The sequence below is a fragment of the Oceanicoccus sp. genome, assembly GCF_029238675.1.
Classification (GTDB): Bacteria; Pseudomonadota; Gammaproteobacteria; order Pseudomonadales; family Dasaniaceae; genus Oceanicoccus.
In genome coordinates this window covers 77,925-100,055 of the sequence record NZ_JAQWFR010000008.1, presented here as the reverse complement: position 1 = coordinate 100,055, position 22,131 = coordinate 77,925, and the positions used below count along the sequence as shown (strand labels likewise).

Below are 22,131 nucleotides of genomic sequence, written 5' to 3'. Positions count from 1 at the left end.
TACCATTATGCGACCCATTATTCTTGATGTTGAAGCGTCTGGATTAGGCCGAGGTAGCTACCCGATAGAAGTGGGTGTGGCTAATACAGAAGGGCAGGTTAATTGCTCTATTATCCGTCGTGAGCCGCAGTGGCAACACTGGGACCCCAGGGCTGAAATACTGCATGGTATCAGCCGCGAAATATTGCTGGAGCATGGTAAAGCACCTGCCGTGGTTGCAACGATGCTGAATGAACAATTAGCGGGCCAGATTGTTTATACGGATGCCTGGGGTAATGACAGCAGCTGGATAGCCCTGTTATTTGATGCGGCTGAACTCCCCCAGCAATTTCGGCTGGAATCCCTGCGCAGTTTGTTATCGGATGGTCAGGTAGATATCTGGCATAAAACCAAAGAGAAAGTCACCGCCGAGCTCGGCTATACCCGTCACCGTGCCAGCCATGATGCGTTAATCTTGCAGCAAACTTTTTGCCAAACCGCCGAGTTGGCCCAGCGTCAGAAAGTTGGGTAGTCTGCAATACGCAGGCTTAAGCTATCCATGGTGTTGTTCCCTTTAAAAGAGTAATCTCCTTTTAGCCAGTCCTGATAACTAACAGGCTGTAACTGCAAGCCTCGCAATAAATGAATAAACTTCAGGGTTTTAAAACCATCAAACCAATGGTGTAGGTGTTGTAAACGTATGGCGGGTGATTTGCCTTGTTGGTAGCAATGGGTCAAGGCTGCGGATAATTTTAATTTTTCAGCAATGATAACGAACAGTTCAGTATCAAGCCCATCGATAGTAGAAAACTTTTCACAGGCGGTAGTAAGGTCACACTGATCTTCAGCAAGCTTCGCCAGTAACTCAAGAAAGTATTTTAAATAATAAAAACTGTCAGGGTGATAAAGCGGCATCAATAAAGGGTTTTCGTTAGCGGCTAATTCAGTCACTGCTGGCCCCGTACCAAAAGGCACTCGGTCAGACTCTCTGGCCTGCAGTTTTATCACCGGCTGTTGCAGGGAAATAATCGAGCCGGTTTTAGCGAGTTTACTTAACAGGTAAAAATCTTCCGCCCCGGAACGTTTCGGAAATCCCCGCACCATAGCGTAATGGTTATAACGCATGGCAATGGTACTGCCCAGTGTCTGGTAGGCATAGGGAGAGCCTGCCCATTGCAATCCCGCCACATAATAATGCAGAGAAAACTCATACAATAACGTTGGCAGCCTGGGTGTATCATCGACAAAAATATGTTGGTAAGGAAAAATCAGCGCGGCAGAATAATCATCGGCGGCGCTATATTCCGCCAGGGTGTCCCTATAATTATCCGGCAGTATGGCATCGGCATCTGTATTGGCGATCCAGGGCGAAGTCACACAGTCCTGGGTGATTAGCTGGCAGGCAATATCGGCACCGATCTTTCTGGCCTGCCCGACACCTTGCTTATCGGCAATGGCCGCTCCTTTAATACAGCGGTCAACCAGCAAAATGCCTGATTGATTATCAAGCCCGATCAGCCGTAGTAGTTTATTGGCTGACTGCCATAAAACTTGTCCCTGACTAATGGTTGGCATCGCCAACAAAAGCTCCGCCCACTGAGTGTCTCGGTTAGACTCTGGGCGGTTGATAACAGCAACCAGCAAACAGTGGCTATTGCGCTTGGCAAAATCACAAAAACGTTGCAGTGTTGCCGTTGTTTCACGGTAAAAGGGAATAACGATACTTTGCGAAAACCCACTGGGAAATCCCTCAAGCTGCTGCACTTCCGGCTCCGCGTAAGTCTTTAAATATTGCGTGAGGGCCTTCATTGGATTTAATGCAGTGCAGCGCGTAAGGGCAGGGCAGCCACAATACCCGCTTCAATATCGATCAATTCTTGCAGGCGATTAAGGACCTCAGCCTGTTCAAAATACAGTAGGGCCAGATCCACCATTAAGCCTTCGTGGCGCTGTTCGGAGCGGGTAATAGAGGTATAAAATTTTTTCAGCTGGCCCGGTTCCAATGCTTCGGCGATCAAGCCAAAACGCTCAGCGCCGCGGGCTTCAATAATGCCGCCAATCAATAAGCGGTCCAGAAAATAGTCATCGCTGCCTTTGCGCAAGGCTTTGCGAAATTCATTCACATAGGGGTCTTTGTCGTCCTTGGCGGTGATCTTATTACGGCTGTGAATTACTTTAACCACCTCCCGGTAATGGCTCATCTCCTCAACGGCGAGATCTGCCATAGCTTCCACCAGCTCCACTCGATCGGGGTAGTGAGAGAGCATCGACACCGCCATTCCTGAGGCCTTCTTCTCCGCGGCGGCATGATCGAGCAAAAAACGGTCAAAATCAGCCAGTACCGTCTCGGTCCACTCACTGGGGGTGGCATAGGCCAGTTTGATTTTACTCATAGCTCGCAGTGCTCTTATCGGGGTAATTAGCGAAGAAGGCATTATAAAGGGGTGGTTTACTCACGCAAGGCGTCTATAATATCGGGCGTTTAATGCCCAGTCTTATAACCGAATAAGGACTCTTTATGATTATCAAACCTCGTGTGCGCGGTTTCCTTTGTGTCACCACTCATCCAACAGGATGTGAGGCCAATGTTAAAAGCCAGATCGACTATGTTAAGGCCAATGGCCCAGTAGAAAACGGTCCCAAAAAGGTTCTTGTTATCGGTGCATCTACGGGTTATGGCTTGGCTTCACGGATTACTGCGGCCTTTGGCAGCGGTGCTGCAACGCTGGGTTTGTTTTTTGAGAAAGAAGGTACTGAGAAAAAGCCGGGTACAGCGGGATGGTATAACTCTGCCGGCTTCCATAAACATGCCGAGGCAGAAGGGCTGTATGCAAAAAGCATTAACGGCGATGCCTTTTCCGACGACATTAAACAAAAAACCATTGAGACTATTAAAGCTGATTTAGGTCAGGTAGATCTGGTGGTTTATAGCTTGGCTTCTCCTGTTCGCCAGCATCCTAAAACCGGTGAGCTGCACCGTTCTACATTAAAGCCCATTGGTAAAGATGTGGTACAGCGCGCAGCGGATACCGACAAAGGTATATTAAAAGAAGTGTCTGTTACCGCAGCCAGCCAGGAAGAAATTGATAATACCGTCGCGGTGATGGGCGGTGAAGATTGGCAAATGTGGATCGATGCCCTGGATGAAGCCGGTGTATTGGCCGATGGTGCTAAAACCACAGCCTATACCTATATTGGTGAAAAGGTTACCTGGGATATCTATTGGCACGGCACCATTGGCCAGGCTAAACAGGATCTCGACAAGCGTGTTATTAATATCCGCGAGAAGTTGGCTGGTCGTGGTGGTGACGCTCGGGTTTCTGTGCTTAAAGCCGTAGTTACACAGGCGAGCTCGGCAATACCGGTTATGCCTTTATATCTTGGCTTGCTATTTAAAGTGATGAAAGAAGATGGCAGTCACCAGGGCTGTATCGAGCAGACTGATCTTCTATTCCGTGAAAGCCTCTATGGCACCAGCCCGAAACTGGATGATGAAGGCCGTTTACGTACTGACTATCTTGAGCTTCGCCCTGAAATTCAGGATAAGGTTGAAGAGCTTTGGGACAATATCAACGATGACAATATGTTTGAATTGAGTGATATGGCTGGTTATAAGCATGAGTTCTTAAAGCTGTTTGGTTTTGAGATTGATGGGGTTGATTATGATGCCGATGTTGATACGGTGGTTCCCATCAACAATCTGGTCTAGCCTGTATAGCGCTAAAACAGTTAAAAACGGGATATTGATTATCCCGTTTTTTATTAACCAGGATGAATATGATTGGAGGCTATGATTAGAACTTATGATTAATAGCATAGAACCAGGTCAACTTGTTCAGGTTAGTGATAGGGTGAGGCGCATTACTGCCCCCAACCCCGGGCCAATGACAGGTTCCGGGACTAACACTTATCTAGTGGGGCAGCAGTCCGTCGCAGTTATCGACCCCGGCCCCGCTGAACCTTCCCATATTGATGCCATACTGCAAGCCTGCGGTGATCAGTTGCGCTGGATACTGGCAACACATACTCATCCCGATCACTCTCCGGCGGCGGTTGCACTGGCTGAGGCAACCGGCGCTGTGATTATGGGCAATACCCTGGGCGAAAATGATGGTTTTCAGGATGAGAGCTTTAAACCGCAAAAGTCATTTCAGCACGATGAGTCTTGGCTAACGGAAGAGTTTAGCCTGCGAGCATTGCACACCCCCGGACATGTTAACAATCACCTGTGTTTTCTGGTGGAAGAAGATGGCCTGTTATTAACCGGCGATCATATTATGCAAGGCTCCACTGTTGTTATTATCCCGCCCCACGGTGATATGCAGGACTATATCGAGTCGCTGAGATTATTGCTGCCATACCCTGTAAAAGCACTTGGCCCAGGTCATGGCACCATTATTGAAAAACCTATTGAAGAAATTCAGGGTATTATTAATCACCGTCTGGGCAGAGAAATCAAGGTCGTTACGGTGATGAGTGACCGCCAGACTGGTACCCTGGAAACCTTAACTCCACTGGTGTACGACGATGTTGACGCTGCCTTACATCCGGTAGCCAGTTATTCATTGCATGCCCACCTGATTAAATTATTGAAAGAACAACGGGTAAAACTTCAAGGTGATACCTGGCATTGGCTTTAGCTTGTTGAGCCGGCAAAAAATATTCTAAAGAGAGCATCGATTATGCGTATGAAAAGTATCAGGGTGGCGATTATCCTGTCGCTGATTTTAGTGATGATACTGACCTATCTGTTTTTGCAGCTCCGGGAGGAGGGTAAAAATATGCGTAGCGAGGACCCTCGTGTATGGGATAGTGTTATTGCCAATTTTGAGGCCGAAGATAAAACAAACCCACCTCCACAGAATGCTGTTTTATTTCTGGGTGATTCCAACATTCGCCTATGGAATACACTGGCTGAAGATATGCGGCCTCTAGACGTTTTCTCCAGAGGCTTTGGTGGCGCCAAGATTATTGATCTTAGTTATTATGTTAACCGTCTAGTGACACCCTATAAGCCAAAAGCGATTGTTGTGTATATCGGTAGTAATGATTTTACGACGGCTTACGGTAACAAGGCCAAGACCCTGGCGCAGGTAAAGCCTTTATATTTACAGTTGCTGGATCGGTTAAATGGAGCGGCAGCTGACGCTAAAATTATTATAGTGGCACTAAAACCCACGACTCAAAACTGGCCCTTATGGCCTGAGTTGCAGCAGGTTAACCAATTTTTACAGCAACTGGCTGAGCAGCGAGAAGAAGTATTTTTTGTGGATGCCAACGCCAGCTTATTAACTTCAGGGGCAATACCTGATACGACTTTATTACTCTCGGACGGCAGGCATAATAATGCCGAAGGCTATAAAGTTTGGGGGGGTACGATAAAGGCCTTTTTAACTGATCACTTATAATGGTTTTCAAAATACACCAGACGTCATTCCCGCGAAGGCGGGAATCCAGTGCTGTCAATTTCCGCAGCCTGCCCTCGAGTGCTTTAGCCGGGTGCGGAAATAACAGCATAAGCATGCAGTCTGGATTCCCGCCTTCGCGGGAATGACGGTTCTTTGGGGGTTGCGGCCTCACTCCCTTCCTAACGTTCAAGCCCTCAGAAAGTTTTAATTGCCGTTATCGCTGCAGCCGTTACAATGTCGATGTTGTTAGTTTATAAAATGATTTTATAAATATATTTTAGGGGAGACCTATGAAAAATTACGCATCAGCTATCTTGTTAGCTTCCGCTACATTGACGACTTTTTCCGTTACGGCCATTGCTGAAGAAGGCAACTGGTACCTCAACCCCGCTATCGGTTATCAGGACTTTGATAGCGATAGAGACCTGGATGGTGAACCATTATTATCGATTGGCGCGGAATACCGTTATGGTGAGCACTGGGCTTCTGAAATTCGCATTATGGATTCTTCACCGGATGGTGATAACGGTGATGTTGATCTGCTGCAATACGGTATTGATGGGATTTACTATTTTGGCCGTATGGATAAGTTTGATCCTTACGCGGCAGTCGGTATTGGTCATGCTGAATTTGATGGTGACAACGGTGAAGATAACGAAACCCAGTACGATGCCGGTGTGGGCTTCCGCTATGCCTTTACTGAAAAGTGGTCATTAAAAGCTGATGCCAAAGTGATTTATGGTCACGATGATGATACCCAGGATACCTTATTGCTGGTGGGTTTAAGCTATGCCTTTGACGGTGCTGCCAGGCAATCCGAGCCAGTCGATGCTGATGCTGATGGCGTTGCAGATTCCAAAGATCAATGTCCTAACACGCCCACTGGAGCTTCTGTTGATGCTAACGGTTGTGCACTGGATAGCGATAGCGACGGTGTTCCAGATTATAAAGATGAATGCCCTGATACCCCGGCAGGCCGCCAGGTTGATGAGCGCGGTTGTAAATTTGTGCTGACCTCTACAGAAGAGATAGCGATCAATGTAAACTTTGCCACCGATTCCAGTGAAGTCACCGAAGCCTATATGGCTGAAGTAGAAAAAGCGGCCAACTTCTTAAAACAATATGCCGATGTAACCGCAGTCATTGAAGGCTATACCGATGATACTGGTAAGGCCAGCTATAACGAGTCACTGTCCCAGCGTCGTGCTGATGCGGTAATGGCGGTGCTGGTTGAGCGCTTTGGTATTGCGGCTGACCGCTTAACCGCAAAAGGTTATGGTGAAGCGAAGCCCATTGAGAGCAATGATAGCAAAGTAGGACGTGCTGCTAACCGTCGCGTGGTGGCGGTGATAAAAGCGGAAGTCGAAAAGTAGAGTGTTGACTGCCAGCTAATGGGAGAGGGCTTTTATCGTAAGATAAAGGCCCTTTTTTATAAATAAGACATTGAGGGATAAGCGTTGAAAAAACTAAAGAACGAAGCGGAGTTAGTGAAGCAGGCCATCAAAGTCGGCGATGTCTATGCCCAGAAGCGTGGCGTGGGTAAGTTTGAAGGCACGGATTCTTCCCACGACAAAGTAGAATATCTTTATCGCTTGTTGGTTCATGATAAATTGATTCAGCCCCTGGCCAAGGGAGAGGAAAAAGAGCCAGCTATGAAGCATAAGTTAGCCCTTTGGATACATCGACAACTGCCGGAAGATCATCCACTCAAGCAATAACAGCCTAAACAACAAAATCGTTAGTCGCGATTGCCCATTTTTTGGAAGCGATAAATAATTAAAAACACTTGGGCAGTTAGCGCAATCACAAAACCACTGCCGCCAACGATAAGCCCTAATAAAGCATAGCCCTCTTGTTCTATGGAAGGGTCCATCAGTTTATCTGCTGATTGAATAAAACCAATACCAATAAAAAATAGCAGTGCGCCAAGGGCATAGAGCCTTAAGATTTTAGGTTGATTGTTGATCAGGGCCTGCAAGGTTTTATGCATGGCTATTTCCCAGTATTGATAAAACAGTGTAACTGAATATCAATGGTGACCGATAGATGGTCTATATCGGCTAACAATTGTTTGCGCTCTGGCGAAGCCCGCCAAAAGTGGGGAGTCATAGCCAGCAGGTCTTGTATAGTGCTGTTATCACCAAGCTCAATAGGCAGGCATATGCGGGTGCTGTTTAGTGGTTTAAAACAAGTATCTAAAGCCGTTTGTGGATTAAAGGCTTCTTCTTTAACTTGCGGATAAATAATTTCACGCAATTCCAATAAATGTTGTTTTCCAGTACTGGCGATAATCAATAAGCCATTGGATTTTAGGCAGCGTTGAAATTCTTCACTGGCAATAGGGGAAAATAGACTAACCAGAATATCGGCGCAGTGTTCTGCAACGGGAATGGCCTGGCTTTTAGCAACAAACCATTGAATGGTTTTATGTTGCCTGGCTGCAGCCAGTACCGCATGTTTGGAAATATCAACGCCAACTATCTCGCTGTCACCGGGATAGTCAATCAGGCCCTGTTGAATTTTGTTTGTGTAGTAGCCTTCACCACAGCCGGCATCAATAACCGTGACCTGGTTTAATGTCTGAGCTTTAACATAGTCGCTAACAAGACCGTTTAGCGATGTGGCAACAGGGCCATAAAGTTCTTTGGCTAAAAACCGCTGGCGTGAGGCCACCATCTCGGCATCATCACCCGGTGAACGGGATTTTTTATTTTGTACCGGCAGTAGATTGGTATAGCCCTGTTTGGCAATATCGAAGCTGTGATTGTTGTCGCAATACCAGCGGCCTTGTTTATTATTGATTTGCTCTTTGATTAACGGCAGCTGGCATAATGGACAAATAATTTGCATGAGAGGTGCTAGGCGAGCAAGTTAACCATAATGTTTTCATACATAGTAGACAGAGTATTTAAATCATCAGCCGCGATGGCTTCATCCACTTTATGGATGGTGGCATTAACCGGCCCCAGCTCTACCAGCTGGCTGCCAGTAGGCGCGATAAAGCGTCCGTCTGAGGTGCCACCCGCAGTAGAGAGTTCGGTGTCGATATTGGCGCTATCACGAATGGCTTTTACCGTTGCATCAATTAAATCACCTTCCGAGGTCAGGAAGGGTTGGCCACTCAGTTTCCAGAGAATATCGTAATCCAGTTCATGCTTGTCTAATATCGCTTCAGTGCGCTGGCGCAGTACTTCTTCTGTTAGCTCGGTAGAAAAACGGAAATTAAATATAATATTCAGGTCACCGGGAATGACATTGGTTGCACCGGTGCCGCCATTGATATTGGAAATCTGGAATGAGGTGGCGGGGAAGAAGTCATTACCATTATCCCATGGTTCTGCGGCAAGCTCTGCCAGAGCGGGTGAGGCTTTGTGGATAGGGTTATCAGCCAGATGGGGGTAGGCCACATGGCCCTGGATACCTTTGACGGTAAGCTCGCAGCCAAGGGAACCACGACGTCCATTTTTAATCACATCGCCAACCTGATTGGAGGAGGAGGGTTCACCCACCACACACCAGGTGATTTTTTCGTTTTGCTGTTCCAGCCATTCCATCACTTTAACAGTGCCGTTAATGGCTATGCCTTCTTCATCACTGGTAATCAGGAAGGCAATACGGCCTTTATGATTGGGGTGTGCTGTTACAAAACGCTCACAGGCGGTAACCATCGCCGCCAGGCTGCCCTTCATATCGGCGGCCCCACGACCATAGAGCATGCCGTCTTCGATAACTGGTTCAAACGGTGGGTGTTGCCACTGTTCAACAGGCCCGGTGGGTACTACATCGGTATGGCCTGCAAAACACAGAATAGGGCCCTCATCACCGTGAACGGCCCAAAAGTTATCGACATCACCAAAGCGCAGTATTTCAGCTTTAAAACCTACAGCCGCCAGGCGTTCGATCATTAATGGCTGGCAACCTTCATCCTCAGGGGTTACTGAAGCTCGTGAAATAAGGTCGAGGGTCAGTTCAAGGGTGGGTGTTAGTGCTGTCATTGGATGCCTGATGTTGATGTTGATTGGGGTGTTTTGCCAGACCTCATTCCTGCGAAGAAACGTCATTACCGCGGTGGCGGGAATAGCAGCATAAGCATGCAGTCCGGGTCCCCGCCTTCGCGGGGGCGGCGGTTATTATAAGCTTCTTGTTTAATAAAACCACCATTCCACTTCAGCCATGTTGGGGACTGCTTAAAGTTAATGCGATCAGTGGGGCCAGAAGTTTTTAATCATGGTGGTTTATCCTTGTTTTAGCTGCTTGATAAAGGCGTCAGATTCCCGGATGGCTTGTTCCATATTATCGATTAAGGCGTTAACGTTTTTATTAACCGTACCCAGTTCGTTTTTAAGTGAACTGATGGCCCTGGCATTCAGATTGTGTTTTAGATAGAGGGTGTTGTCCCGCAAGGTGTTGAGTACAGGGTCAATCGACTTTTCTGTTTTGCGCATGGCGTTGAGCAGGTTTTTATAGCGACGCTGGGTTTCCTTTAGCTTTCTTTCGCTGTCTCTGCGCAGGTTGGTGCTGGTATATTGGTCGAGTTCATCACTCCATTCATCAAATAGCGCGCTGGCCACAGAATCGACTTTTTCAATACGGTTGCTAATTTCTTCAGCGGCTTCAACGCTGTTTTCATATTCATCGTTAAGCTGGTTATAGACTTCTTCCAGTTCGCCGCCATCAAAGTTCACTACCGACTTAAATTGCTCAAGGGCGGATTTGAATTGCTCCTGTCCTTCGATCTGGGCTTCCTGGGCTTGTTCAATACGGTCGATCAGGATATCCCGTTTGTGATAACCCACTTCCTCCATGGCGGAGTAGTAGGTGCTTTCGCAGCCGCAGAGGAAAACACCCAGTACAACGATAAAGAGTATGGCTAATGGCTTTGTTGACATAAGAGCACCTGCAAAAATAACGGGATGTAGGGTTTAGTCTTTATTGTCGCCCAAGGCATTTTCAATTTTCTGGTCGGTCTTATATTGGCTCAGGGCGTAGACGGACCAAATGGCTGCGGGAATCCAGCCAACTAAGGTGAGTTGCAGTATCAGGCAGATAATGCCCGCTATAGGGCGACCAATAGTGAAAAATTGTAGCCAGGGTAGAAGTAATGCAAGTAGTAGACGCATGATGATCTCCTTTCTTGAGGTTGGATTATTGTAGAACTAATCAACAGGGCTGTGAAGCTTTAGGCGTTCTCAATCACCAGCAAGGCCCCGGTGGCACGACGGGGTTCATCGACCTGACGGTGTTCCAGTTCCCCATAAAACTCATCTATACAGCGCTCAGCCATAGTAAAAAAAGGAGGGCGCTCAGGGTCAGCAATGACGATTTTCCCGGCTCCTGCCTCGCAGGCGCGCTTGATCAGTTGATATACCGTATCGGCCAGTTCATCCCAAAAACAAACATCGGCAGCAATAATTAAATCATACTGGGCTAATTGTTTGTTGGTAATTTTTTCAAAATACTTTTGCTGGGTGGTGATATCCACCGCATTATGTTCGGCATGCAAATGCAGATAAGGAAACACGGCATTATCGGCATCTACCGCTGTTACTTTAGCGTCGAAATGCCTGGCGCAGTGGATACCTGCCAAGCCCCAACCGCAGCCCAGTTCCAAAACCTTAGAACCCTTTTCCGGTGGGTTTTCTGTCAGGTAATCCATCATTAAATAACTGGAACCCCAAAATTTATTACCATGAATCGACGGGGAATCTTGTTCCCGTTTGATACGGCGAATATCTTTATGCTGCGACGTGAGAATTTTAACGCCAAAGGCAGTGCGAGTATTTTTTTCTAGAGGGTTTGCTGTGTTTTTTTGCATAATATTTGATTTTTAGCTAGCTAAAGCATAGCTCGAGATAAAATTGCCCCGCCGTGGTATCAAAGGGAAGTATAATTGGGTTGCCTTTAACTTTATGTTCAATGATTTTGTCGTTGCCTGACCAGATTGAGGGTAAGGTAAGATCAAACTCTATACCCTGTTCCGAGTAGAGGCGTTTGGCGCTACCGGTAATCATATTGGTAATTTCTCCCACCACATCCAATACGGTATCGTCGATAACACTAACACGTTCACCCAGCATTTTTTCGGCAATATCTAGTATGGCAGGCTCCGAGAAACCGATCGCCAGAGAACCGTTGACCTCTTGCCCTGCCAAATCAATCATGCCAGTGACATCCCCCAGACTTTGCTGTCCTTGCTTAAGAGAAGGTTTGCCCGGTTTCGCTTGAACCATCGCCATGGTGGCCAACACACTAATTGTAGATTCCAATAAGGGGTTGATATATTTAACGTTCATAAAGCAGAAGGGCTTTTGTTTTGTTCGTTACTAAAGACTAGTTGGGCTTTTGTGGTTTGTACAATATCCGGGGATGATGCAGCTTAGTGATTGCAACAAAGCAATAGGGTTCACACAACTGATAAAAAATAAAAGTTTTCAGTTGAATGCGGCTAAGGTCATTGCCGTTCTTTACCTGAGACTTTACTTATTTGTTAGAGTCAGCAAAGAGAGTCTGGAAGCTCATAATGCGTTTGGCATTGGCGCCCAAATCACTTCGCCCAACCCGTGATACTGAGCGCAGGTCAATGATACTGCGAGTCTCTCCAGTTCCTCCATCCTCTTCACCCTCTGCGGAGTTAATACGAATAACAATATCGTCCTTAAAGCCAAACCAGAAAGTGGTTTCAACGGCTTCAATTCTGCCTGTTGTTTCATCCTGTGCATAAATTACCCAGCCCATGGTTTCAGCAGTGGTCACGGCCCTGGCAAAAGCTTCTGCCGGGGTCAGCTCTGAGTTTAATGAAGCTACCTCGGGGAAGAACTCCTTTTGAATGGCGGCAATTTCAGGGGTATAGGCTAAAGGATTACTATTCTCACCACGTTGTTTTACTGCTGCTACAAACTGTGGTGGGTTGTTATAGTCGGTGGTGATATTGTGGATACCGGCTTTGGTGGCGTCATCACCACGCATAAAGGCCGCTACCAGCACCAGTGGTGGCAGGGCAAACAGGCTGGCATAGCGCAGGGCGGTTTTGGTGCCTGCTGCGGGTTTACGGAATAGCCAAATCGCGGTGATAATCTGGATCAGTAAACTGCCCAGCATGGCAATGGCTAGCAACAGCAAGCCAACAGTAAAAGGCCAAAGACCAAACCGAGACCCCAGTGCTGAAAGCGGTAATAAAACAAGCAGCACAATCGCCAGGTTTCGAATTCGAAGTGCGCCTTTTGAAGGGCCGTTAGTTGCCTCTGTTGGCATGGGGTTTTCTCCTCGGGTGAGTTATTAAGGTTATCCGGCTATCGAACCGTCCGATAAAGGTTTGTACCATGATTATAGATTAACTCAATAACACCACTGTAATAAATGACCCGATACCTAATAGTGAGGTAACCAGGGTTAATCGCTGTAACTTCGGCGTTTGCCAGGCCATGATAAAACCCGAAATCAGCAATAAGGCCAGTGCAATAGCAAAGCCAGCGGCATAAATTTTAAATAATATACCGCCCTTGGCTTTATGTAGCTGCACCAGGTTTCTATACCAGTTGGTATGCTTGACGGTTAGTCTGGCGATCAGTGGATTGTCGGTAGGGTCAAGGGCAATATCTTTTTTGGAGCCGGTCCATTCCAGGGTAAAGTGATTGCCCGCTGTTTTTATTTTGGCATCGCCTGAAGGTGTGGCGATGGCTAATTTTTGCAGTTCAGATTGTGCCAGTACAACCAGTTCTTCCAGATTTGGCTGAATAGGCCTGTCCAATTGAATGGGATGGTATTTGATGTCGTAACTACCCTTTACTCCCCAAGTGTACAATGCGCCGGTAAACAAAAACATACAGGCAACGGGTAACATAAAAGCCGCCAGCAAAGCGTGCAATTTCATTAGCTGCATTCTACTTAACATAAATCCCTCATTTAAGATGTATTCCAGCCAACTGAACGTTGTAATACTCTACCTTAAAGTTTTACTCCGCTCGATAACTATCAATATCAGGACAGGCACATACCAAATTTCTATCCCCAAACACATTATCAATTCGAGCCACCGGCGGCCAAAACTTATGCTCACTTCCCACCGGAAATACCGCCTGCTCGCGAGTATATTGATGCTGCCACTCAGATGCCGTAGCTTCCATCGACGTATGCGGCGCATTTTTTAGCGGATTATCATTCTCATCCAGTTCGCCCGCTTCAACCTGGGCAATTTCTTTACGAATGGTAATCATCGCCTCAATAAAACGGTCCAGCTCTTCTTTGGGTTCGCTTTCTGTGGGTTCAATCATTAAGGTGCCCGGTACCGGAAAAGACATGGTAGGAGCATGAAAACCAAAATCCATTAAACGCTTGGCCACGTCTTCCTCGCTGATGCCGCTTGCTTCTTTTAAGGGGCGCATATCAATAATACACTCGTGTGCAACGCGGTTATTTCGTCCGGTATATAACACAGGGTAGTGCTCGGATAGTTCCCTGGCAATATAGTTGGCACTAAGAATGGCCACCTGGGTAGCTTTTTTGAGGCCTTCTTCACCCATCATCGCCACATACATCCATGAGATCGGCAAGATAGCGGCGCTACCCCATGCGGCGGATGACACCGTATCGTTATCCAGCGCTAAACCTTCGATAGGTTGGGCGGGGTTATTCGGCAGGAAGGGGGCAAGGTGTTTGCCGACACCGATAGGGCCCATACCAGGGCCACCACCGCCGTGTGGAATGCAGAATGTTTTGTGCAGGTTGATATGGGATACGTCGGCACCAAATTTACCCGGGGCTGCAATGCCGACCAGGGCATTGAGGTTGGCGCCATCTACATAAACCTGACCACCGTGTTGATGAATTAAATCGCAGATATCGGTAATGGTTTCTTCAAATACACCATGGGTAGAAGGGTAAGTTACCATTAAGGCTGCCAAATCATCGGCATGGCGTTCGGCTTTGGCTTTTAGGTCTGCCATATCGACGTTGCCATTGGCATCGCATTCGGTAATCACTACACGCATACCGGCAACCGCCGCACTGGCAGGGTTGGTGCCGTGGGCAGAACTGGGGATTAAGCAAACATCACGATTAAAATCGCCGCGGCTTTCATGATATTTTTTAATCGCTAATAGGCCGGCATATTCACCCTGGGCACCGGAGTTAGGTTGTAATGAAATCGCATCATAACCGGTGGCTTCAATCAGCATTTTTTCCAATTGCTTAAACATCGCCAAATAACCCTGCGCCTGATACTGCGGTGCGAAGGGGTGCATGCTGCCAAACTCCGGCCAGGTAACGGGAATCATTTCCGCCGTTGCGTTTAGCTTCATGGTGCAAGACCCTAGCGCAATCATGGAATGGTTAAGGGCAATATCTTTGCTTTCCAAACGCTTCATATAACGCAGCATTTCGGTTTCTGAATGATGCTGGTTAAAAACCGGGTGCGTTAAAAAGTCACTGCCGCGGCGGTTCTTTTCGGGAATCGGGGAGTGGTTGGCGGTTTCTACATCGATAGATTCAATGCTGAAATCAATATTGTTGCCAGATATCACGGCCCATAGCGTTTCAATATCGTCGCGGGTGGTGGTTTCGTCCAGGCTAATGCCCACGCGGTCATCCCCAATAATACGCAGGTTAATACCGGCACTAACGGCGCGGTCAACAATGTCAGTTTGTTGGTCGCCAACATGGTAAGTCAGCGTATCAAACCAATCGGTATTTTCCGGTGACAGGCCCAGCTTATTTAAACCGTTAGCCAGAATGTTGGTCAGGCGATGAATACGGTTGGCAATGGTTTTTAAACCTTCAGGCCCATGATAAACCGCATAGAAGCTGGCCATAATCGCCAGCAAAGCCTGGGCGGTACAAATATTACTGGTGGCCTTTTCACGGCGGATATGTTGCTCGCGGGTTTGCATCGCCATCCGTAAGGCCTGGTTGCCGTGGCGGTCAATCGAGACACCAATAATACGGCCCGGGGTAGAGCGCTTGTATTTATCTTTAATGGTAAAAAAGGCAGCGTGAGGCCCACCAAAGCCCATGGGGACACCAAAGCGTTGGCTGTTGCCTACCACGACATCGGCACCTAATTCGCCGGGAGGGGTTAGCACTACCAGACTCATAATATCGGCGGCTACGACGACTAAGGTATTTTGTTCGTGGGCTTGTTCGATCAGGGTGCCAAGGTCGGTGATATGACCGTAGGTGCCTGGGTATTGTAACAATGCGCCAAAGACATCCTGGCCTGCCAGTTCTTCGGCTTCACCAAGAACTAATTCAAAACCATAGGTTTCGGCGCGGGTTTTTAATACGGCAATGGTTTGTGGGTGGCAATCATTGGCCACAAAAAACTGGTTGGAGCGATTTTTTTTGTTGACGCGTTTTAATAACGCCATCGCTTCAGCAGCAGCGGTACCTTCATCCAGCATGGAGGCATTGGCCAGCTCCATGCCGGTTAGGTCCATGACCATTTGCTGGTAGTTAAGCAGGCCTTCTAAACGGCCTTGGGCAATTTCAGGTTGGTAAGGGGTATAGGCGGTATACCAGCCTGGGTTTTCCAGTACGTTGCGTAAAATAACATTGGGCGTTTTAGTGGGGTGATAACCTTGACCAATCATATTGGTCATGACGGTATTTTGTGCGGCCAGTTGTTTTAGTTCCGCCAGTGCTTCGCTTTCGGTTTTAGGCGAGGGTAAGTCCATCGCTTTTTTCCGCAGGATATTGGCGGGGACGGTGCTATCAATTAATTCATCCAGTGAACTAACCCCAAGCTGTTGCAGCATGTCTTGTTGTTGCTGGTCGTCGGGGCCGATATGACGTTGAACAAATTCGTCATGGGCTTCCAGCTCTAAAAGGGATGCGTTGTTATTTAACATGGGGTTCTCCAGTTTTTCTATTTTTTTTGATGGAATATATTCCACCGTTTACCTGGCGTAGTTCTGTGACACAAAAGGCATCTTGACGACTTCAACAGGGATTTGTTTTTTTCTAAGCAAGACAAAAAACTGGCTGCCGATGGCAGCATAATCTTTGTCGACATAGCCCATCGCTACCGGGCCACCTAAAGTCGGCCCAAAACCACCGCTGGTTACGCTGCCGATAATTTCTCCATCGGCATTAACCAGTTCTGCACCTTCACGTACTGGTGCGCGGCCTGAGATTTTAAAGCCTACTCGCTTGCGTGGTGCGCCGTCGGCGATTTGTTGCAGGATGATGTCAGCCCCTAAAAAGCCAGCTTCTTTTTCTCCGCCTGCGCGGCGTGATTTGCTGATGGACCAAATAAGTCCGGCTTCTATAGGGGTGGTTTCGGTATTCATATCGTGGCCGTAAAGGCATAAGCCCACTTCAAGGCGCAATGAGTCACGGGCACCCAGGCCAATGGCTTCAACCTGTTCAAAGGCCAATAATTTCTGCGCCAGTGCTACCGCTTTATCAGCGGGTACAGAGATTTCATAACCATCTTCACCGGTATAACCTGAGCAGGTGATAAAGCATTGAGTGCTGTCGCCATCAAGTTCAAGACTGTCGAAGCAGCCACCCATAAAACGCAATTCGGTGGCGGCGGGTAGTAATTCGTCCATAACGGATCGGGCCTGTGGTCCCTGTAATGCCAACAGGGCATGCTGGTCCATGATTTCGATTTCAAAACCGGGCAGGTGTTTTTGCAGGTGGGCGATATCCTGTTGCTTGCAGTCGGCATTAACGACTAGAAAAAATTCATCGTCGGCCCAGCGGGTAATAATTAAATCATCGAGGATGCCGCCGGCTTCGTTGGTGAGTACGGCATAGGTTTGTTTAAAGGGGGGGAGTTGGCCAAGGTCTACCGGTACCAGTTTTTCCAACGCTGCGGTAATACCTGCACCTTTTATACGTACCTGCCCCATATGGGAAACATCGAATAAACCAGCCTGCTCGCGGGTGTGCAGGTGTTCCTTTAATACCCCCAGCGGGTACTGCACCGGCATATCATAACCGGCAAAGGGTACCATTTTGGCGCCCAACTCACGATGGAGTGCATTGAGAGGTGTGGTTAAAAGCTCTTGCTCAGGCATAGTCGATACCGGTCATTGCTGGTTTGAAGGGTGGCTATCATAGCGTCAGTTGCTGCATAACAGAAATTAATAATTATTATCTATTGATAAGATTTTGTTATGATGTGTTCTGTCCTTCACAAGAAGAAACGTCATTCCCGCGAAGGCGGGAATCCAGTACTGTAGATTCCCGCCTTCGCGGGAATGACAGGGTGGCATCGCGGGAATGACAGGGTGGCTTCGCGGGAATGGCGGGGTGTTAATGATATATAGGTGTTCTTTAATGAAAAATTTACCCATTGAAATGTTACGTTCTTTTGTGGTGGTTCATCAGGAGGGCGGTTTCACCGCAGCAGCGGAAACCTTGGGGCGAACCCAGCCAGCTATTAGCCAGCAACTGAAAAAGCTGGAGTTATTATTGGATAGGACGCTAATGGACAGGGATAGCCCAAAGCTGGAACTCACTCCCGCTGGCGAGTCCCTATTAAATTATGCTCGCCAAATACTCTCCCTTAATGACCAGGCGGTGGGCTATTTTTCCAATCCGCCAGTCAGTGGCCGTATTCGTTTTGGTATCCCCAGTGAGTTTGCTATTACCTTACTCCCCAAAATCGTTAGCCGTTTTGCCAAGGCCTACCCGGATGTAACTTTGGAAGTCACCTGTGATTTGAGCCGCAACTTATTGTCAGAAGACCAACGCAATGAATACGATTTAATTTTGGCATTGCACGATAAAGTCACCACGGCGCAAAGGCGCTCAATCAAAAATTTTATCAAAACCGATGAGCTGGTATGGGTCAGTAGCGCCAGTTCCCGCGCCCATACTCAGGATACCCTCCCGCTGGTTGCAGCACCCAGCGGTTGTATATATCGCCAGCGGGTATTGCGCATGCTGGGTAAAGCCAAGCGCAGTTGCCGTATTGTTTATACCATTCCCGATTTAACCGGTATTCAGGCTGCGATTGATGAGGGTTTGGGGGTTACGGCCCTGGCGAGAAGTACGGTGCCAGATTCCTTAACCATCATTGAGTCGTCAAAGCATTTACCTGAGTTGGGTACCGTAGGAATTAGTTTGAAGCAGATGGACCACAGCAAGAACAGTGCGGTACAGTTGTTGGCGGATTATATTAAAGCGGGGTTGGCTTAGAGGTTGGCTTAGAGATCGCCTGTCAGGCTGCATTGCTTTACAATAACCGGCTTTAACCAATCAGGTGGAGTTATTCAGTGAGCTGCGATTATATAGCTTTAGCCAATCAGGGCGTGCAGGGCTTAAGTCCTTATCAGTCGGGTAAGCCGATTGAAGAGTTGCAGCGGGAGCTGGGGCTTGAGTATATTGTGAAGTTGGCTAGTAATGAGAACCCCCTGGGGCCTAGTGCAAAAGTGTTGGCGGCGGTCGATAAGGCGGCGGCTGAGATTGCTCGCTATCCCGATAGCAATGGCTTTGAGCTTAAAGCGGCCTTATCTGCTAAGTTGGATGTCGCTACTGAGCAGATCACATTGGGTAATGGGTCTAATGATTTGTTGGAATTGATTGCCCGTGCCTATTTAGAGTCTGGAAAATCCGCTGTTTATTCCCAGCACGCTTTTATTGTCTATCCATTGGCGATCCAGGCCTGCGGTGGTCGTTCTATTGTGACCAAGGCTAAAGACTGGGGGCATGATCTTAATGCCATGGCTGATGCAATTGCCAATGATACCCGGTTAGTATTTATTGCTAACCCTAATAACCCAACAGGTACCGTGGTTGATGAGGCTTCGCTGGTTAACTTTTTAGATAAGGTGCCTGCCAATGTGGTTGTGGTATTAGATGAAGCCTATTTTGAATATGTAGAAGCTGAAGATGACGATACCGTTGATGGTGTGGCACTGCTTAAGCATTACCCTAATCTTATCGTTACTCGGTCTTTTTCCAAGGCTTATGGTTTGGCGGCTTTAAGAGTGGGTTATGCGGTCGCTTCGCCAGAAATTACCGATGTATTAAATCGTGTACGTGCGCCGTTTAATGTTAACTCTATGGCGCTTGCTGCTGCACAGGCAGTGCTGGCTGATGATGAGTACTTGCAGCAGAGCAGGCAGGTTAATACTGATGGTATGAAGCAACTGACCAACGGTTTTGATAAGTTAGGACTTAACTATATTCCTTCTGCTGGTAATTTTATTGCGGTGGAGTTTGCTGCCGATACCGCTGAGCTTTATCAAAGGCTGTTAAAGGAGGGTGTTATTTTACGCCCGGTGGGTGTGTATGAAATGCCCAATCATCTTCGAGTTTCAGTTGGCCTTGAAGAAGAAAACGCGGCGCTATTAAGCGCCTTAAAGAAAGTGTTATAACAAAAAACATTTAGGTTTATTCACCCTATGACCATTGCGATTAATCAAATTACTGTTTTAGCCGTTGGCTTAATTGGCGGCTCGTTGGCAAAGGCGTTAAAGGCGAATGGCTTTAGCGGTGAGATTGTTGGCTGGGGGCGTCGCGAGGTTTCATTAAAGAAAGGTTTGGAGCTTGGCGTTATTGATCGCTATAGCCTGGACTTAAAAGAGGCTGTTACAGGTGCAGACTTGATTGTTGTTGCCACGCCCACTTTAATTGCTGCGGATATGCTTAAGCAGTTGGCTTCGATAGTGGATGAGCAGGTGATTATTACCGATGTGGCCAGTGTTAAAGGTAACCTGTTCACTGCCGCCAAAGAAGCGTTTGGTAAAGTGCCCCCCAATTTGGTGTTGGGTCATCCGATTGCCGGTTCTGAAAAAAGCGGTGTAGATGCAGCCAGGGCTGATTTGTTTGTAAATCATCGCGTTATTCTGACCCCCACTGAAGAAACTAATCCCGATGCATTACAAGCAGTAAAATCCCTTTGGGAATCTACCGGCGCCGACCTGGTAGAAATGTCGGTGGATGAGCATGATGAGGTTTTAGCTGCCACCAGCCATTTGCCTCATGTTTTGGCTTACACCCTGGTTGATGCTCTGGCAGGTAGCCCTGAGCAGCAGAATATTTTCCGTTTTGCAGCCGGTGGGTTTCGAGACTTTACCCGTATCGCATCCAGCGACCCGACTATGTGGCATGAGATTTCTCTGGCTAACCGCGATGCACTATTAAAAATGATTGATAGGTTTACCGATCAGTTAGGTGATTTGCGTCAGGCAATTGCCAATGGTGATAGCGACAATATTGTCGGTTCTTTTACCCGTGCTAAATCCGCAAGGGATAAGTTTGCACAAATGCTTGAAGAGCAACAAAAGTAATAAAGTCTCGACCCCGTCATTCCCGCGAAGGCGGGAACCCAGTGCTGTAAATTTCCGCTATGCGGAAATAACAGCATAAGCGTGCAGGCTGGATCCCCGCCTTCGCGGGGATGACGAAGTAAGGAAACTCGCGGGGATGACGGAGTAGGGAAGCGAGAATGACGTGGTTTTGACAAGTATGCTAGTATGCACCCCCTTTTTTATAGAGCTTATTCATGTCGTCCCTTGAACAATTAGTCCTCCAGCCGATTGTCGGTGTTAATGGTGAAGTGATTATTCCCGGTTCCAAGAGCCTGTCTAACCGTGCCTTGCTTTTGGCGGCGTTGGCGGAAGGTGAAACCCGGATTAAGAACCTACTGGATTCGGATGATATTCGTCATATGCTAAATGCCCTGAAACAGTTGGGTGTGGATTATCAGTTGTCAGAAGATCGCACGGTCTGTGTGGTTGAAGGCAAAGGCGGGGCGTTAGCTAAGTCGGGTAGTTATGAATTGTTCCTGGGTAATGCTGGTACGGCTATGCGCCCACTAACGGCTGCGCTATGCCTGGGCGGCGGTGACTATACCTTGACCGGTGAGCCTCGGATGTTTGAGCGCCCGATTGAGCATTTGGTCGATGCTCTGTTGCCTTTGGGTGCCAATATTGAGTATTTGGAAGCCGCCGGTTATCCGCCGCTTAAAATTACCGGTACAGGCCTGGTTGGTGGTGAGATTGAAATTGATGGCAGTATTTCCAGTCAGTTTTTAACCGCGCTATTGATGTCAGCGCCTTTAGCCAGTGAAGATATTTCTATCAAGGTAAAAGGCGACTTGGTTTCCAAGCCTTATATCGATATTACTCTGGATCTCATGGCCAGGTTTGGGGTTAACGTTACTAACAATGATTACCAGAGCTTCTCGGTTGCTGGCGGGCAAGCTTATCTTTCGCCCGGCGAGATTATGGTGGAAGGGGATGCTTCCTCTGCTTCTTACTTTTTGGCGGCGGCTGCCATTGGTGGCGGTACCGTAAGAGTTTACGGTGTGGGCAAAAACTCTGTGCAGGGGGATATTCGCTTTGCCGATGTGCTGGCACAAATGGGTGCCGAAATTAGCTATGGCGAAGATTATATAGAAGCAACAAAGGGTAAGCTGAATGGTGTGGATGTCGACCTGAATCATATTCCCGATGCAGCAATGACCATTGCGACTACCGCTTTATTTGCCAATGGCCCCACTAAAATCCGTAATGTCTATAACTGGCGCGTCAAAGAAACCGATCGTTTGACGGCAATGGCCACCGAGTTAAGAAAAGTGGGAGCCGAGGTTGTAGAGGGGCAGGACTTTATTGAAATCACGCCTCCCGCCAAAGTCATTTCTGCCGCTATTGATACCTATGATGACCACCGTGTCGCTATGTGCTTTTCGCTAGCCGCTATGGGTGATGCAGCGATTACTATTAATGACCCCGGCTGTACCGCTAAAACTTTCCCCACCTATTTTGAGTTATTTGGAAATATCTGTGCCTGA

23 protein-coding genes are annotated in these 22,131 nt (G+C 47.7%); 10 read left to right on the top strand and 13 right to left on the bottom strand.

What is annotated here, in order from left to right:
• Positions 1–7 precede the first annotated feature (7 nt).
• Positions 8–511, top strand: a complete 504-nt coding sequence (locus P8H32_RS03700) for a hypothetical protein (protein WP_301088497.1) — start codon at positions 8–10, stop codon at positions 509–511.
• Here the strand turns inward: P8H32_RS03700 and P8H32_RS03695 are convergent.
• Positions 496–1,788 (bottom strand): hypothetical protein, encoded by a 1,293-nt coding sequence (locus P8H32_RS03695; protein WP_301088496.1) that lies wholly within the window; start codon positions 1,786–1,788, stop codon positions 496–498. The genes P8H32_RS03700 and P8H32_RS03695 overlap by 16 nt on opposite strands.
• Positions 1,789–1,793: 5 nt before the next feature.
• Positions 1,794–2,372 carry a tRNA-(ms[2]io[6]A)-hydroxylase gene (locus P8H32_RS03690; RefSeq protein ID WP_297292543.1) on the bottom strand — a complete coding sequence of 193 codons (579 nt, stop codon included), beginning with the start codon at positions 2,370–2,372 and terminating at the stop codon, positions 1,794–1,796.
• 125 nt (positions 2,373–2,497) lie between these two features.
• Here P8H32_RS03690 and fabV point away from each other — a divergent pair, with 125 nt between their 5' ends.
• The 5 genes from fabV to P8H32_RS03665 all read left to right on the top strand — a co-directional run bounded on the left by fabV (position 2,498) and on the right by P8H32_RS03665 (position 7,105).
• Positions 2,498–3,688, top strand: a complete 1,191-nt coding sequence (gene fabV, locus P8H32_RS03685) for an enoyl-ACP reductase FabV (protein WP_301088495.1) — start codon at positions 2,498–2,500, stop codon at positions 3,686–3,688.
• Positions 3,689–3,782: 94 nt separating this feature from the next.
• Positions 3,783–4,619 carry an MBL fold metallo-hydrolase gene (locus tag P8H32_RS03680; RefSeq protein WP_297292541.1) on the top strand — a complete coding sequence of 279 codons (837 nt, stop codon included), beginning with the start codon at positions 3,783–3,785 and terminating at the stop codon, positions 4,617–4,619.
• Positions 4,620–4,661: 42 nt separating this feature from the next.
• Positions 4,662–5,387 carry a GDSL-type esterase/lipase family protein gene (locus tag P8H32_RS03675; protein WP_297292540.1) on the top strand — a complete coding sequence of 242 codons (726 nt, stop codon included), beginning with the start codon at positions 4,662–4,664 and terminating at the stop codon, positions 5,385–5,387.
• A 290-nt stretch (positions 5,388–5,677) separates the two neighbouring features.
• Positions 5,678–6,760 (top strand): OmpA family protein, encoded by a 1,083-nt coding sequence (locus tag P8H32_RS03670; RefSeq protein ID WP_301088494.1) that lies wholly within the window; start codon positions 5,678–5,680, stop codon positions 6,758–6,760.
• Between the two features lie 84 nt (positions 6,761–6,844).
• Positions 6,845–7,105, top strand: a complete 261-nt coding sequence (locus P8H32_RS03665; protein WP_297293263.1) for a DUF5062 family protein — start codon at positions 6,845–6,847, stop codon at positions 7,103–7,105.
• 20 nt (positions 7,106–7,125) lie between these two features.
• Here P8H32_RS03665 and P8H32_RS03660 read toward each other — a convergent pair whose 3' ends face one another.
• The 11 genes from P8H32_RS03660 to gcvT all read right to left on the bottom strand — a co-directional run bounded on the left by P8H32_RS03660 (position 7,126) and on the right by gcvT (position 17,404).
• Positions 7,126–7,377 (bottom strand): hypothetical protein, encoded by a 252-nt coding sequence (locus tag P8H32_RS03660; protein ID WP_297293264.1) that lies wholly within the window; start codon positions 7,375–7,377, stop codon positions 7,126–7,128.
• Positions 7,378–7,379: 2 nt separating this feature from the next.
• Positions 7,380–8,237, bottom strand: a complete 858-nt coding sequence (locus tag P8H32_RS03655; RefSeq protein ID WP_301088493.1) for a putative RNA methyltransferase — start codon at positions 8,235–8,237, stop codon at positions 7,380–7,382.
• A gap of 8 nt (positions 8,238–8,245) precedes the next feature.
• Positions 8,246–9,382, bottom strand: coding sequence for a succinyl-diaminopimelate desuccinylase (gene dapE, locus P8H32_RS03650; RefSeq protein ID WP_297293266.1), 1,137 nt, complete (start codon positions 9,380–9,382; stop codon positions 8,246–8,248).
• 240 nt (positions 9,383–9,622) lie between these two features.
• Entirely contained in the window at positions 9,623–10,276 is a 654-nt protein-coding gene (locus P8H32_RS03645) for a DUF2959 domain-containing protein (RefSeq protein WP_301088492.1), read from the bottom strand.
• A gap of 33 nt (positions 10,277–10,309) precedes the next feature.
• On the bottom strand, positions 10,310–10,507 hold the full coding sequence (locus tag P8H32_RS03640; protein WP_297293268.1) for a YqaE/Pmp3 family membrane protein: 198 nt from the start codon (positions 10,505–10,507) through the stop codon (positions 10,310–10,312).
• Between the two features lie 59 nt (positions 10,508–10,566).
• On the bottom strand, positions 10,567–11,202 hold the full coding sequence (locus P8H32_RS03635; protein WP_297293269.1) for a methyltransferase domain-containing protein: 636 nt from the start codon (positions 11,200–11,202) through the stop codon (positions 10,567–10,569).
• Between the two features lie 16 nt (positions 11,203–11,218).
• Positions 11,219–11,680: a chemotaxis protein CheX gene (locus tag P8H32_RS03630; protein WP_297293270.1), complete on the bottom strand. Its 462-nt coding sequence runs from the start codon at positions 11,678–11,680 to the stop codon at positions 11,219–11,221.
• A gap of 187 nt (positions 11,681–11,867) precedes the next feature.
• Complete coding sequence (locus P8H32_RS03625) at positions 11,868–12,638, bottom strand: DUF1499 domain-containing protein (RefSeq protein WP_301088491.1); 771 nt, start codon at positions 12,636–12,638, stop codon at positions 11,868–11,870.
• A gap of 79 nt (positions 12,639–12,717) precedes the next feature.
• Positions 12,718–13,257, bottom strand: coding sequence for a PepSY domain-containing protein (locus tag P8H32_RS03620; protein WP_301088490.1), 540 nt, complete (start codon positions 13,255–13,257; stop codon positions 12,718–12,720).
• An 82-nt stretch (positions 13,258–13,339) separates the two neighbouring features.
• Positions 13,340–16,228, bottom strand: a complete 2,889-nt coding sequence (gene gcvP, locus P8H32_RS03615) for an aminomethyl-transferring glycine dehydrogenase (RefSeq protein WP_301088489.1) — start codon at positions 16,226–16,228, stop codon at positions 13,340–13,342.
• 48 nt (positions 16,229–16,276) lie between these two features.
• Positions 16,277–17,404 (bottom strand): glycine cleavage system aminomethyltransferase GcvT, encoded by a 1,128-nt coding sequence (gene gcvT / locus P8H32_RS03610; RefSeq protein ID WP_301088488.1) that lies wholly within the window; start codon positions 17,402–17,404, stop codon positions 16,277–16,279.
• Positions 17,405–17,666: 262 nt separating this feature from the next.
• Here gcvT and P8H32_RS03605 point away from each other — a divergent pair, with 262 nt between their 5' ends.
• The 4 genes from P8H32_RS03605 (at position 17,667) to aroA (ending at position 22,131) form a co-directional block, all read left to right on the top strand.
• Positions 17,667–18,530, top strand: a complete 864-nt coding sequence (locus P8H32_RS03605) for a LysR substrate-binding domain-containing protein (RefSeq protein ID WP_301088487.1) — start codon at positions 17,667–17,669, stop codon at positions 18,528–18,530.
• Between the two features lie 77 nt (positions 18,531–18,607).
• Positions 18,608–19,711 carry a histidinol-phosphate transaminase gene (gene hisC / locus P8H32_RS03600; RefSeq protein ID WP_301088486.1) on the top strand — a complete coding sequence of 368 codons (1,104 nt, stop codon included), beginning with the start codon at positions 18,608–18,610 and terminating at the stop codon, positions 19,709–19,711.
• A 27-nt stretch (positions 19,712–19,738) separates the two neighbouring features.
• Positions 19,739–20,626 carry a prephenate dehydrogenase/arogenate dehydrogenase family protein gene (locus P8H32_RS03595; RefSeq protein WP_301088485.1) on the top strand — a complete coding sequence of 296 codons (888 nt, stop codon included), beginning with the start codon at positions 19,739–19,741 and terminating at the stop codon, positions 20,624–20,626.
• Between the two features lie 215 nt (positions 20,627–20,841).
• Complete coding sequence (gene aroA, locus P8H32_RS03590) at positions 20,842–22,131, top strand: 3-phosphoshikimate 1-carboxyvinyltransferase (RefSeq protein ID WP_301088484.1); 1,290 nt, start codon at positions 20,842–20,844, stop codon at positions 22,129–22,131.